Origin of the sequence: Streptomyces sp. MBT65 (genome assembly GCF_016612545.1) — a bacterium.
In the GTDB taxonomy this organism is placed as follows: Bacteria; Actinomycetota; Actinomycetes; order Streptomycetales; family Streptomycetaceae; genus Streptomyces.
Genome location: NZ_JAENRY010000234.1, coordinates 22,549 through 36,205, shown reverse-complemented (window position 1 = coordinate 36,205; position 13,657 = coordinate 22,549). Strand labels below are relative to the sequence as shown.

Here is a 13,657-nt window from a genome sequence, read left to right as displayed (position 1 = left end):
GCCCGTACCCGCGGGAGCCCCGGACGAGCGACGGGGGCAGGAGACATGAGCGAGCAAGAGAAGCGGCCCACAGCGGACCGAGATCAGACCCACAAGGAGACGGGCGAGGATCAGGCTCCACCGGAAGGCGCCCAGGACAACGGAGCAGAAGTGAGTACGGACAGCACGACACCAGGGGTGCCCGAAGCGGCCATCCCCGAGCTGGTGATCATCTCCGGCATGTCCGGGGCCGGGCGGTCCACCGCCGCCAAGTGCCTGGAGGACCTCGGCTGGTTCGTCGTCGACAACCTCCCGCCCGCCCTGATCCCCACCATGGTGGAGCTCGGCGCCCGCTCCCAGGGCAACGTGGCACGGATCGCGGTCGTCGTCGACGTCCGCGGCCGGCGCTTCTTCGACAACCTCCGCGAGTCCCTCGCCGACCTGGAGTCGAAGCACGTCACCCGGCGGATCGTCTTCCTGGAGTCCTCGGACGACGCCCTGGTGCGCCGTTTCGAGTCCGTGCGCCGCCCGCACCCCCTCCAGGGCGACGGCCGCATCGTCGACGGCATCGACGCCGAACGCGAGCTGCTGCGCGAACTGCGCGGCGACGCCGACCTCGTCATCGACACCTCCAGCCTCAACGTCCACGAACTGCGCGCCAAGATGGACGCCCAGTTCGCCGGCGAGGAGGAGCCCGAACTGCGGGCCACCGTCATGTCCTTCGGCTTCAAGTACGGCCTCCCCGTCGACGCCGACCTCGTGGCAGACATGCGCTTCCTGCCCAACCCGCACTGGATCCCGGAGCTGCGCCCCTTCAACGGCCTCAACGAAGAGGTCTCGGCGTACGTCTTCAACCAGCCCGGCGCCAAGGAGTTCCTCGACCGGTACGCCGAGCTGCTCCGGCTCATCGCGGCCGGCTACCGGCGCGAGGGCAAGCGGTACGTGACGATCGCGATCGGCTGCACCGGCGGCAAGCACCGCTCGGTCGCCACGGCGGAGAAGCTCGCCGCGCGGCTCGTGGCCGAGGGCGTCGAGACGGTGGTCGTACACCGGGACATGGGACGGGAATGACGGGACGTAGCCCACGGCTGGGCAGGCTGCGCCGCGTGGTGCCCGAAGGACGGACGACCCGGCCCGTGGAGGCCCGCGGCGGCAAGCCGCGCCGGCGCGGCACCCAGCCCAAGGTGGTCGCCCTCGGCGGCGGCATGGGCCTGTCGGCCTCGCTCACCGCGCTGCGCCGGATCACCGGCGACCTCACCGCCGTCGTCACCGTGGCCGACGACGGCGGCTCCAGCGGGCGCCTGCGGGACGAACTGGGCGTGCTGCCCCCGGGCGACCTGCGCAAGGCCCTCGCCGCGCTGTGCGGCGACGACGACTGGGGCCAGACCTGGGCCCGCGTCATCCAGCACCGCTTCCAGTCCAAGGGCGACCTGCACGAGCACGCGGTCGGCAATCTGCTGATCGTCGCCCTGTGGGAGCAGCTCGGCGACCATGTCCAGGCCCTCGACCTGGTCGGCAAGCTGCTCGGCGCGCACGGGCGCGTGCTGCCCATGTCCGCCGTACCGCTGGAGCTCCAGGCCCTGGTCAAGGGGCACGATCCGGCGCGGCCCGACGACGTCGACACCGTGCGGGGGCAGGCGACCGTGGCGCTCACGCCCGGCGAGGTGCAGTCCGTGCACCTGGTGCCGCACGACCCGCCGGCCGTGCCCGAGGCCGTCGCCGCCGTGCTCGACGCGGACTGGGTGGTGCTCGGCCCGGGCTCCTGGTTCTCGTCGGTCATCCCCCATCTCCTGGTGCCGGAACTGCTCGACGCGCTCACCGAGACGAAGGCGCGCCGGGTACTCTCCCTGAACCTCGCGCCGCAGCCCGGAGAAACCGATGGCTTCTCCCCGCAGCGTCATTTGGAGGTTTTGGGACGACACGCCCCTAAACTCGCCCTGGACGTGGTGCTGGCCGACGAGGCCGCCGTGCCCGACCGAGCGTCGCTCACCGAAGCCGCCAAGCGGCTGGACGCCGCGGTCGAGCTGGCGCCGGTGGCCCGGACCGACGGAACTCCAAGGCACGATCCGGAGCTGTTGGCCGCCGCGTACGACCGTATTTTTCGGATGCATGGAAGGATCGGCCCATGGCGATGACGGCAGCGGTGAAGGATGAGATCTCCCGGCTCCCCGTCACCCGGACCTGCTGCAGGAAGGCGGAGGTCTCCGCCATTCTGCGGTTCGCCGGAGGCCTCCACCTGGTGAGCGGGCGCATCGTGATCGAGGCGGAGCTGGACACCGCGATGGCGGCGCGCCGGCTCAAGCGGGACATCCTGGAGATCTTCGGCCACAGTTCCGAGCTGATCGTGATGGCCCCCGGCGGACTGCGCCGCGGTTCCGAGGCCGCGTTACGTCGTCCGGGTGGTCGCGGGCGGCGACCAGCTGGCCCGGCAGACGGGGCTCGTGGACGGCCGTGGACGGCCGATCCGGGGCCTGCCGCCGCAGGTCGTCTCCGGGGCGACCTGTGACGCCGAGGCGGCCTGGAGAGGCGCCTTCCTGGCCCACGGCTCGCTGACCGAGCCCGGCCGGTCCTCCTCCCTGGAGGTGACCTGCCCGGGTCCCGAGGCCGCGCTCGCGCTGGTCGGCGCCGCCCGCCGGCTGTCGATCGCGGCGAAGGCGCGCGAGGTGCGCGGGGTCGATCGGGTGGTCGTCCGCGACGGCGACGCGATCGGTGCCCTGCTCACCCGGCTCGGCGCGCACGAGTCGGTGCTGGCCTGGGAGGAGCGCCGGATGCGCCGCGAGGTGCGCGCCACGGCGAACCGCCTCGCCAACTTCGACGACGCCAACCTGCGCCGCTCGGCCCGCGCGGCCGTCGCCGCCGGCGCCCGTGTGGGCCGTGCGCTGGAGATCCTCGCCGACGAGGTCCCCGAGCACCTCGCGGCGGCCGGCCACCTCGCGGCGGCCGGCCGCCTCCGCATGGACCACAAGCAGGCCTCCCTGGAGGAACTGGGCGCGCTGGCCGACCCGCCGCTCACCAAGGACGCCGTGGCGGGCCGTATCCGCCGTCTGCTGGCGATGGCCGACAAGCGGGCCCAGGACCTCGGCATCCCGGGCACGGAGTCCAGCATCACCGAGGAGATGGCCGACAACATGGTCGGCTGACCCCTCCTGCGACCTGACGATCTCTCAACACGCCGGTGAGGATGTCCCCTTGGGATATCCTCACCGGCGTTTGGCTGTCCTTGTGTCGCCCTTGACTCGATCATGAAGTGTCATGAGCCTGGCAACTGTTCGCTGCTGTGGCGAACGACTGCTAGGGGGATTCATGAGACACAGAGCGAGATCGATCCTCGCTGTCGGCGCGCTCCTGATCACCGGGGCGAGCATCGCACCGATCGCCCAGGCGCAGGGCGGGAGTTCGGCGAAGTCAGACCCGGACGAGGTCAAGGTCTTCCGCGCCGACGTCACCCAGAAGCAGATTCCGCTGCTCCTGAAGGCCGGACAGGACGCCCACGAACTCGGCGACAACAAGTTCTCCGCGTCCGGGAAGACGGCCGTCGAGGTCTACCTCACCGACCAGCAGGCCGGGAAGCTGGAGAAGCAGGGCGTCGACCTCACCGAGCACACCCTGTCGGCGAAGGCCGAGACCCGCGTCGAGGACGCGGCGCAGGGGGTCTTCCGGCCGTACAGCGGAAGCGGTGGTCTGAAGGAGGAGATCGTCAGGACCGGGCAGGCCAATCCCGGGCTCACCAAGGTCGAGTCCATCGGGAAGACGGTCAACGGCCAGGACATCCTCGCGCTCAAACTGACCAAGAACGCGAAGAAGACCAAGGACGGCTCCAAGCCCGCCGTGCTGTACGTGTCCAACCAGCACGCGCGCGAGTGGATCACGCCGGAGATGACCCGCCGGCTGATGCACTACTACCTGGACAACTACAAGACCGACAAACGCGTCAAGAAGATCGTCGACTCCACCGAGCTGTGGTTCGTGCTGTCCGCCAACCCGGACGGCTACGACTACACCTTCCAGAACTCCGACACCCGCCTGTGGCGCAAGAACCTGCGGGACGTCAACGGCGACGGCACCATCTCCACCGGCGACGGCGTCGACCTCAACCGCAACTTCGCCTACAAGTGGGGCTACGACGACGAGGGTTCGTCCCCGAACCCCACCAGTGAGACCTACCGCGGCACGGCCCCGGCCTCCGAGCCGGAGACCCGGGCGCTCGACAACTTCGAGAAGCGGATCGACTTCAGCTACGGCATCAACTACCACTCCGCCGCCGAACTCCTCCTCTACGGAGTCGGCTGGCAGGTCGCGACACCCACCCCGGACGACGTGCTCTACAAGGCGCTCGCGGGCACGCCCGACAACCCGGCCATCCCCGGCTACCACTCGCAGGTCTCCTCGGAGCTGTACACGACCAACGGCGAGGCGGACGGCCACGCGTCGAACGTCAACGGCATGTCGATGTTCACCCCCGAGATGTCGACCTGCCAGACCGCGTCGAACATCGACCCCAACGACGCCTGGAACGCGGCCGACTGCCAGTCCGTCTTCAACTACCCGGACGACGAGAAGCTGATCCAGGACGAGTTCGCGAAGAACATCCCCTTCGCGCTCTCCGTCGCCGAGACCGCCGCCCACCCCGACCAGCCGAGCTCGTCGGTCGGCCTGAGCGCTGCCGACTTCACCCCGGCCACGTTCTCCACGTCGTACGCGCGCGGCGCCGACCAGCAGGTCTCCGTCGTCGTCCGCAAGTCCGTACGCGACAAGGAGCTCAAGTACCGCGTCGACGGCGGCCGTACGCAGACCAGGGCGCTCAAGCCCTGGAAGGGCGGCCAGACCTACGGCGGGGACGACAACCTGTACTTCGACGAGTACCGGGCCAAGGTCAAGGACGGCGACCCGGGCGACAAGGTCGAGGTCTGGTTCACCGGCAGGACCAAGGCCGGGAAGCCCACCTCCAGCGCGCACTTCACGTACACGGTGGCCAAACTGCCCTCGGCCGACACCCTCGTCGTCGCCGAGGAGGGCGCCGCCGCCACCCAGGCGCAGACCTACGTCGACGCCCTGAAGGCCAACGGCCGTAAGGCACTCGTCTGGGACGTCGCCACCCAGGGCGCGCCCGACGCGCTCGCCGTGCTCGACCACTTCAAGACCGTCGTCCACTACTCGGGTACCGCGGGACCGCGCAACGACACCCAGCTCCAGCTGCGCGCCTTCCTCAACGAGGGCGGCAAGCTGATCGAGGCCGGCGAGCAGGCCGGCGGCTCCGTCGCCCTCGCCGACGGCACTCCTTCGAACGACTTCAGCCAGTACTACCTGGGCGCCTACTCCCGTACGTCGACCCCCGGGGCCAACGGCTTCACCGGCTCCGGCAAGCTCGACGGATTCACCGGGCCGCTCAGCGGCGCGCCCGGCAACCCGCTGGACCGGGCCGGCACCTACAGCGTCACCTCCGACTCGCTGTCGCCCACCACGTACCCGCAGTTCGCGAGCGCGGGAGCGGGCAAGTTCGCCGGGACCGTCAACCCGTACGGCCCCTACGCGGGCTCCTACATGGCGGCCGCCGTCCACAACGACGACTCCTACAAGCGCCTCACCCGCACCATCGACCTCACCGGGGTGAGCGCGGCCGACAAGCCCACGCTGCGCAGTGAACTGCTGTGGGACACCGAGCCCGGCTACGACCACGCCGTGGTCGAGATCCACACCACCGGGGCCGACGACTGGACCACGCTCCCGGAGGTGGGCGGCGCCACCAGCACCGCCGTACCGACGGAGTGCGAGGCCGGGTTCCTGGTCGCCGAGCACCCGTGGCTCAAGCACTACCTGACGATCGCGAGCAGTGGCTGCACCGCGACCGGCACCACCGGTTCGTGGAACAGCTTCACCGGCGCCTCCAACGGCTGGCAGCAGGTCGGCTTCGACCTGAGCGCCTACGCCGGCAAGTCCGTCGAGGTCTCGCTGAGCTACATCACCGACCCGGGCAGCGGCGGCCACGGCGTCCTCGCCGACGACACCTCGCTCGTCGTGGGCGGCACGGCGACCCAGACCGAGGGCTTCGAGACCTCCCTCGGCGCCTGGACCGTGACCGGCCCGCCTCCCGGCAGCCCCGCGGTCCTGAACGACTGGACCCGCACCGGAGCCCTCTTCCAGACGTACGGCGCGGTCACCACCGACCGCACCGTGCTGCTGGGCTTCGGCCTGGAACAGGTCACCTCGGCCGGTGACCGCGCGACCCTGCTCAAGAAGGCGCTGGCGGCCCTCAAGAGCTGACACGGCGTGTCGATGTCATGAACATCCAGGGCGGTCCGTACCCCTACTGGCGGGTACGGACCGCCCTGCGGTGTATGGGGCATCTCGATGTCACCCCGGGGGTCTCAGGAGGGTAGGGTCGTAGGCGGTCGGGGACATCCCATACAACTCGCCGGCACTGAGCCGGCGTACCAACGAGGAGATCGGTTCGTGACGATCCGCGTAGGCATCAACGGCTTTGGCCGCATCGGTCGTAACTACTTCCGCGCGCTGCTGAAGCAGGGTGCTGACATCGAGATCGTGGCTGTCAACGACCTGGGTGACACCGCGACCACCGCTCACCTGCTCAAGTACGACACCATCCTGGGCCGCCTTCAGGCCGAGGTGTCGCACACCGCCGACACGATCACCGTCGACGGGCACACGATCAAGGTGCTGTCCGAGCGCAACCCCGCCGACATCCCGTGGGGCGAGCTGGGCGTCGACATCGTCATCGAGTCGACCGGCATCTTCACGAAGAAGGCCGACGCCGAGAAGCACATCGCCGGCGGCGCCAAGAAGGTCCTCATCTCGGCTCCGGCCAAGGACGAGGACATCACGATCGTGATGGGCGTCAACCAGGACAAGTACGACGCGGCCAACCACCACGTCATCTCGAACGCCTCCTGCACCACCAACTGTGTGGCGCCGATGGCCAAGGTTCTCGACGAGAACTTCGGCATCGTCAAGGGCCTGATGACCACGGTGCACGCGTACACGAACGACCAGCGCATCCTGGACTTCCCGCACTCGGACCTGCGTCGCGCGCGTGCCGCCGCCGAGAACATCATCCCGACCACGACCGGTGCCGCCAAGGCCACCGCCCTGGTCCTCCCGCAGCTCAAGGGCAAGCTCGACGGCATCGCGATGCGCGTCCCGGTCCCGACCGGCTCGGCCACCGACCTGGTCGTGACGCTTCAGCGCGAGGTCACCAAGGACGAGGTCAACGCCGCGTTCAAGAAGGCCGCCGAGGACGGCGACCTCAAGGGCTACCTGTCCTACACCGAGGACCCGATCGTCTCCTCGGACATCGTCGGCGACCAGGCCTCCTGCACCTTCGACTCCCTCCTGACCATGGTCCAGGAGGGCAACACGGTGAAGATCCTCGGTTGGTACGACAACGAGTGGGGCTACTCCAACCGCCTCGTCGACCTCACGGTCTTCGTCGGCGGCCAGCTCTGACCTCCAGAGCAGGCAACTCGATGTGAGTCAGGGCTCGGACAGCGCACGCCGCGCTGCCCGGGCCCTGTACTACGTAGAGATCGATCGGCTACTCCGTAGTGATCGATCGGCCCTCTCGGATCCGAAGAGCCTGAAGAGCCCTCCCTAGGAGCCCTTTCCATGAAGACGATCGACGAACTCCTCGCCGAAGGAGTGGACGGCAAGCGGGTCTTCGTCCGCGCCGACCTGAACGTCCCGCTGGCCGACGGCCTCATCACCGACGACGGCCGCATCCGCGCCGTCCTGCCCACGATCAAGGCCCTCGTCGAGGCGGGCGCCAAGGTGATCGTGGCCTCGCACCTGGGCCGCCCCAAGGGCGCCCCGGACCCGGCCTTCTCCCTCCTCCAGCCCGCCGAGCGCCTCGCCGAACTCCTGGGCGTGCCGGTCGCGTTCGCCCAGGACACCGTCGGCCCCGCCGCCCACGACGCGGTGCGCGGCCTGGAGCCCGGCCAGGTCGCGGTCATCGAGAACCTGCGCTTCAACGCGGGCGAGACCGCCAAGGACGACGTCGAGCGCGGCGAGTTCGCCGACCAGCTCGCCGCCCTGGCGGACGTCTACGTAGGCGACGGTTTCGGCGCCGTGCACCGCAAGCACGCCTCCGTGTACGACCTCCCGGCCCGTCTGCCGCACTACGCCGGCTACCTCATCGCCACCGAGGTCGGCGTCCTGAAGAAGCTCACCGAGGACGTCAAGCGGCCCTACGTCGTCGCCCTCGGCGGCTCCAAGGTCTCCGACAAGCTCGCCGTCATCGACCAGCTCCTCGGCAAGGCCGACCGCATCCTCATCGGCGGCGGCATGGCCTTCACCTTCCTCAAGGCCAAGGGCTACGAGATCGGCGCCTCCCTGGTCCAGGACGACCAGCTGCCCGCCGTCACCGAGTACGTCGAGCGCGCCGAGAAGAACGGCGTCGAGCTGGTCGTCCCGGTCAACGTCGTGACCTCGGCCGGGTTCCCGGACCTGAAGACGAAGGCCCCGTCCAACCCCACTGTCGTCGCCGCGGACGCCATCCCCGCCGACCAGATGGGCCTCGACATCGGTCCCGAGACCGGTGCCCTGTACGCCTCGAAGCTCGCCGACGCGGCCACCATCTTCTGGAACGGTCCGATGGGCGTCTTCGAGCACCCCGACTACGCCGAGGGCACCAAGGCGGTCGCCCAGGCCCTTCTCGACTCCCCGGCCTTCACGGTCGTCGGCGGTGGCGACTCCGCCGCGGCCGTCCGCATCCTGGGCTTCGACGAGACCGCATTCGGCCACATCTCGACCGGCGGCGGCGCCTCCCTCGAATACCTCGAGGGCAAGACGCTCCCCGGCCTCGCCGCACTGGAGGACTGACCCCTTATGGCTCCATCTATTGCCTCTGGGCGCACGCCGATCATGGCGGGCAACTGGAAGATGAACCTCAACCACCTCGAGGCCATCGCCCACGTCCAGAAGCTCGCCTTCGCCCTCGCGGACAAGGACTACGAGGCCGTCGAGGTCGCCGTCCTGCCGCCCTTCACCGACCTGCGCTCCGTGCAGACCCTGGTCGACGGCGACAAGCTCAAGATCAAGTACGGCGCCCAGGACATCTCGGCGCACGACTCCGGCGCCTACACCGGCGAGATCTCCGGTGCCATGCTGGCCAAGCTGAAGTGCACGTACGTGGCGATCGGCCACTCCGAGCGCCGCCAGTACCACGCGGAGACCGACGAGATCGTCAACGCCAAGGTCAAGGCCGCCTACAAGCACGGCCTGACCCCGATCCTCTGCGTCGGCGAGGAACTCGACATCCGCGAGGCGGGCAACCACGTCGCCCACACGCTCTCCCAGGTCGAGGGCGGCCTCAAGGACGTCCCGGCCGAGCAGGCCGAGTCGATCGTCATCGCCTACGAGCCCGTGTGGGCCATCGGCACCGGCAAGGTCTGCGGCGCCGGCGACGCCCAGGAGGTCTGCCAGGCCATCCGCGGCAAGCTCGCCGAGCTGTACTCGCAGGAACTGGCCGACCAGGTCCGCATCCAGTACGGCGGCTCCGTCAAGTCCGGCAACGTCGCCGAGATCATGGCCCAGCCCGATGTGGACGGCGCCCTGGTCGGCGGCGCCTCGCTGGACGCCGACGAGTTCGTCAAGATCGCGCGCTTCCGCGACCAGTGAGGCCGTGAGTAGGCCGTAGCGGCGATCCGTCGTACCCTTGCGGGGACATGGCTCCACAGCCGTGTCCCCGTCGTCCATCCGAATCCGAGGAAGTTGGTCCAGCCGTGGTTTTGGGGTTCTCGATCGCCCTGATCGTCTTCAGCCTGCTGCTGATGCTGCTGGTGCTGATGCACAAGGGGAAGGGCGGCGGTCTCTCCGACATGTTCGGTGGCGGCATGGCGTCGTCCGTCGGCGGCTCGTCGGTCGCCGAGCGCAACCTGGACCGCATCACCGTGGTGCTCGGTGTGCTCTGGTTCGCCTGCATCGTCGTACTCGGTCTGCTGATGAAGACGAGCTGACCGCACGTTCCATCGCACATTCCGTACGTAAGGCCCCATGTTCGGTACGCGCAGCTGAGCGCGGCCTATCATGGGGCTTGCGTCTAGGTGTAGGGGCTGTAACTCCAACCACTGGACGCGCGTTGGGCCTTACGTAGACTGAGGCGCTCGCAACGGAGCGAAAACGCCGACTCGCTTCGCGGCACCATCACGCAGGGAGTTACGACCGTGGCAAGTGGCAACGCGATCCGAGGAAGCCGGGTCGGGGCGGGGCCGATGGGCGAGGCCGAGCGTGGCGAGTCCGCGCCCCGGCTGCGCATCGTCTTCTGGTGCTCCAACGGACACGAGACACAGCCCAGCTTCGCCAGCGACGCGCAGGTTCCCGACACTTGGGACTGCCCGCGCTGCGGCTTCCCGGCCGGACAGGACCGGGACAACCCGCCGGCCCCGCCGCGCACCGAGCCCTACAAGACGCACCTCGCGTATGTACGGGAGCGGCGCAGCGACGCGGACGGCGAGGCGATCCTCGCCGAGGCTCTCGCCAAACTGCGGGGAGAAATCTAGGAGTTGAACCGGCCGGACGCCCACAAGGTGTCTGGCCGGAGCTGTTTGGCCCCCCGGCGGCGGACCGCCTCCGGGCCGATTGTCAGTGGCACCCTCTACGGTTTGTGCATCGGCGAACCGTGAGGGGGAGTGGTGACGACGGTCGAGGTGACGGGCAGTCATGTGCCCGCGTGGCGTGGGGGGTTCGGGCGGCTGTGGAGCGCCGCCGTGATCTCGCGCTTCGGGGACGCGCTGCGCGGTGCCGCCCTGCCCCTGCTCGCCGTCTCCCTCACGGACCGGCCCCTGCTCATCGCCTCCGTGACCGCCTGCGGCTATCTGCCCTGGATCGTCTTCGGGCTGCTCGGCGGCGCGGTCGCCGACCGGGTGGACCAGCGGCGCGCGATGTGGACGGTGGACGCGGTCCGCGCCCTTCTCGTCGCCGCCTTCGCCGCGGCCGTCGCCCTCGGCCACGCCTCGATCCTCCTGCTCATCGCGCTGGCCTTCGCACTGACCACACTCCAGACCCTCTTCGACAACGCGTCCACGGCCCTGCTGCCCGCCCTGGTGGACCGCGCGGCGCTCGGCAGCGCCAACGCCCGGCTGATGACCGGACAGCAGATCGCGGGCGGGCTGATGGGGGCGCCCGTGGTGCCGGTGCTGTTCGCCGCGGGGGTCGCCGTGCCCTTCGTGGCCGATGCCGGGACCTTCCTGCTCGCCGCCGCACTGGTCGCCTCGCTGCGGACCACGGCGCCCCAGCGCGCGCCGAGACCGGCGGGCAGCACGCTGCGCGGAGAGATCGCGGACGGACTGCGCACCCTGTGGCGCGACCGGCCCCTGCGCGGACTGTGCACGGCGACAGCCCTGTGCAACATCGGCATGGGTGCCCTGATCGCCACCCTGGTCGTCCTGGTGACCGGCTGGCTGCACGCGGGCACCGCCGGATACGCGGCGGCGACCACCGCGTACGCCGTCGGCGGCCTGGCCGGGGGAGCGGTGAACCGGCGGATCGCCGGCCGGCTCGGCCCGCTGCGGAGCGTGCTGCTCGCGGGTCTGGTGCAGATCGGCGCCCTCGTCGTCATGGGCTCCGTGCGCAGCCTGACCGCGGTCGTGGCCGCCCTCGCGGTCTTCGGCTTCATGGGCATGGTGTGGAACGTCAACACGACGACCCTGATGCAGCAGCGCGCTCCCGCCGACATGCTGGGCCGGGTCAGCTCCGCGTTCCGCACCCTGGCCGTCGCCGGGGCCCCGCTCGGCGCCCTCCTCGGTGGCCTCACCGCGACGGCCTGGGGACTGAACACACCGGCACTGCTCACCGCCGCCTTCTTCGTCCTGTCGGTCATCGCGCTGATACCTGCGGTCAAGCCGGACGTATCTGTTGTTGCCCCGCACGACGACGCGACGACCGCTCATGTCACGGGCTGATCAATTAGGTTGGAACCGGCCCCCAGGTCGGTAGGAAAGAAGGCTGAAGTCGCAATGAACGCAGACGGCCGTACCAGGCTCAACCAGACGCCCGAGTGGACCGCCTTGGCCAAGCACCGTGAGGAGCTCGGCGAGGTGCAGTTGAGGGAACTGTTCGCCGCCGATCCCGAGCGCGGCACCGGCTACACGCTCCGGGTCGGTGACCTGCACCTCGACTACTCGAAGCACCTCGTCACCGACGAGACCCTGCGGCTGCTGCACGCGCTGGCCGCCGCCACGGACGTGTTCGGGCTCCGGGACGCGATGTTCCGCGGCGAGAAGATCAACGTGACCGAGGACCGCGCGGTCCTGCACACCGCGCTGCGCGCTCCGCGTGACGCGGTGATCGAGGTCGACGGCGAGAACGTGGTGCCGGCCGTGCACGCGGTGCTCGACAAGATGGCAGGCTTCGCCGAGCGGGTCCGCTCCGGCGAGTGGACCGGGCACACGGGCCGTCGGATCCGCAATGTCGTCAACATCGGTATCGGCGGCTCGGACCTCGGCCCGGCGATGGCGTACGAGGTGCTGCGGAGCTTCACCGACCGCGGTCTGACGGTCCGCTTCGTGTCGAACGTGGACGGCGCCGACCTGCACGAGGCGACCCGTGACCTCGACGCGGCGGAGACGCTGTTCATCATCGCCTCCAAGACGTTCACCACGATCGAGACGATCACCAACGCGACCTCCGCCCGCGACTGGTTGCTCACCGAGCTGAAGGCCGGTCAGGACGCCGTCGCCAAGCACTTCGTGGCGCTGTCGACGAACGCTGGGAAGGTGTCGGACTTCGGCATCGACACGGACAACATGTTCGAGTTCTGGGACTGGGTCGGCGGGCGCTACTCGTTCGACTCGGCGATCGGGCTGTCGCTGATGATCGCCATCGGCCCGGACCGTTTCCGGGAGATGCTCGACGGTTTCCACCTCGTCGACGAGCACTTCCGCACCGCACCGGCCGAGTCCAACGTGCCTTTGCTGCTTGGCCTGTTGGGCGTCTGGTACGGCAACTTCCATGACGCCCAGTCGCACGCGGTGCTGCCGTACTCGCACTACCTCTCCAAGTTCACCGCGTACTTGCAGCAGTTGGACATGGAGTCGAACGGCAAGTACGTGGGCCGGGACGGCCAGGAGGTCGACTGGCAGACCGGGCCGGTGGTGTGGGGCACGCCCGGCACGAACGGGCAGCACGCCTACTACCAACTCATCCACCAGGGCACCAAGTTGATCCCGGCGGACTTCATCGGCTTCGCCGAGCCGGTGGCGGAGTTGAGTGACGGGCTGAAGGCGCAGCACGACCTGCTGATGGCCAACTTCTTCGCGCAGACCCAGGCGTTGGCGTTCGGCAAGACGCCGGACGAGGTTCGCGCGGAGGGTGTGGCGGAGGAACTGGTCCCGCACAAGACGTTCAAGGGCAACCACCCCACCACCACGATCCTGGCCCGCGAGCTGACCCCGTCGGTCCTCGGCCAGCTCATCGCGCTCTACGAGCACAAGGTGTTCGTCCAGGGCGCGGTCTGGAACATCGACTCCTTCGACCAGTGGGGCGTCGAGCTGGGCAAGGTCCTCGCCAAGCGCGTCGAACCCGCCCTCACCGAGGGTGCGAACGTACCGGGCCTGGACGCGTCGACGACGGCCCTGGTCGCCAAGTACCGGGAGCTGCGCGGGCGTTGAGCGGTGAAGGCGCCGGGGCCTGTTCAGCAGGGCGGGCCTCGGTGGCTGAGGGGGGCCGT

10 protein-coding genes and 1 pseudogene are annotated in these 13,657 nt (G+C 69.5%); all 11 read left to right on the top strand.

From position 1 onward, the window contains the following. Window positions 1–45 precede the first annotated feature (45 nt). A complete protein-coding gene (rapZ, locus tag JHN63_RS37450) occupies window positions 46–1,050 on the top strand; it encodes an RNase adapter RapZ (protein WP_200689400.1) in 1,005 nt (334 codons plus the stop codon). Continuing rightward, window positions 1,047–2,114, top strand: coding sequence for a uridine diphosphate-N-acetylglucosamine-binding protein YvcK (gene yvcK / locus JHN63_RS37445; RefSeq protein ID WP_026178369.1), 1,068 nt, complete (start codon window positions 1,047–1,049; stop codon window positions 2,112–2,114). The genes rapZ and yvcK overlap by 4 nt, the downstream gene beginning before the upstream one ends. Continuing rightward, a pseudogene (gene whiA, locus JHN63_RS37440) lies at window positions 2,105–3,119 on the top strand (DNA-binding protein WhiA). The gene yvcK and the pseudogene whiA overlap by 10 nt, the downstream one beginning before the upstream one ends. Before the next feature lie 163 nt (window positions 3,120–3,282). Beyond that, a complete protein-coding gene (locus JHN63_RS37435) occupies window positions 3,283–6,240 on the top strand; it encodes a M14 family metallopeptidase (RefSeq protein WP_200689398.1) in 2,958 nt (985 codons plus the stop codon). A gap of 189 nt (window positions 6,241–6,429) precedes the next feature. Further along, entirely contained in the window at window positions 6,430–7,440 is a 1,011-nt protein-coding gene (gene gap, locus JHN63_RS37430) for a type I glyceraldehyde-3-phosphate dehydrogenase (protein WP_200689394.1), read from the top strand. 159 nt (window positions 7,441–7,599) lie between these two features. Continuing rightward, on the top strand, window positions 7,600–8,811 hold the full coding sequence (gene pgk / locus JHN63_RS37425) for a phosphoglycerate kinase (RefSeq protein ID WP_200689389.1): 1,212 nt from the start codon (window positions 7,600–7,602) through the stop codon (window positions 8,809–8,811). A 42-nt stretch (window positions 8,812–8,853) separates the two neighbouring features. Beyond that, window positions 8,854–9,609 carry a triose-phosphate isomerase gene (tpiA, locus tag JHN63_RS37420; RefSeq protein ID WP_019060510.1) on the top strand — a complete coding sequence of 252 codons (756 nt, stop codon included), beginning with the start codon at window positions 8,854–8,856 and terminating at the stop codon, window positions 9,607–9,609. A 104-nt stretch (window positions 9,610–9,713) separates the two neighbouring features. Then, complete coding sequence (gene secG / locus JHN63_RS54065) at window positions 9,714–9,947, top strand: preprotein translocase subunit SecG (protein ID WP_078652560.1); 234 nt, start codon at window positions 9,714–9,716, stop codon at window positions 9,945–9,947. Window positions 9,948–10,154: 207 nt separating this feature from the next. Next, window positions 10,155–10,490 carry an RNA polymerase-binding protein RbpA gene (locus JHN63_RS37410; RefSeq protein ID WP_200689387.1) on the top strand — a complete coding sequence of 112 codons (336 nt, stop codon included), beginning with the start codon at window positions 10,155–10,157 and terminating at the stop codon, window positions 10,488–10,490. 132 nt (window positions 10,491–10,622) lie between these two features. Beyond that, a complete protein-coding gene (locus JHN63_RS37405; RefSeq protein WP_200689384.1) occupies window positions 10,623–11,891 on the top strand; it encodes an MFS transporter in 1,269 nt (422 codons plus the stop codon). A 54-nt stretch (window positions 11,892–11,945) separates the two neighbouring features. After that, window positions 11,946–13,598, top strand: a complete 1,653-nt coding sequence (gene pgi / locus JHN63_RS37400; RefSeq protein WP_200689381.1) for a glucose-6-phosphate isomerase — start codon at window positions 11,946–11,948, stop codon at window positions 13,596–13,598. Window positions 13,599–13,657: the final 59 nt, after the last annotated feature.

Coding starts and splice junctions, on each gene's coding strand:
- rapZ (WP_200689400.1), top strand. CDS start 46: ATGAGCGAGCAAGAGAAGCGGCCCACAGCGGACCGAGATCAGACCCAC.
- yvcK (WP_026178369.1), top strand. CDS start 1,047: ATGACGGGACGTAGCCCACGGCTGGGCAGGCTGCGCCGCGTGGTGCCC.
- JHN63_RS37435 (WP_200689398.1), top strand. CDS start 3,283: ATGAGACACAGAGCGAGATCGATCCTCGCTGTCGGCGCGCTCCTGATC.
- pgk (WP_200689389.1), top strand. CDS start 7,600: ATGAAGACGATCGACGAACTCCTCGCCGAAGGAGTGGACGGCAAGCGG.
- tpiA (WP_019060510.1), top strand. CDS start 8,854: ATGGCGGGCAACTGGAAGATGAACCTCAACCACCTCGAGGCCATCGCC.
- pgi (WP_200689381.1), top strand. CDS start 11,946: ATGAACGCAGACGGCCGTACCAGGCTCAACCAGACGCCCGAGTGGACC.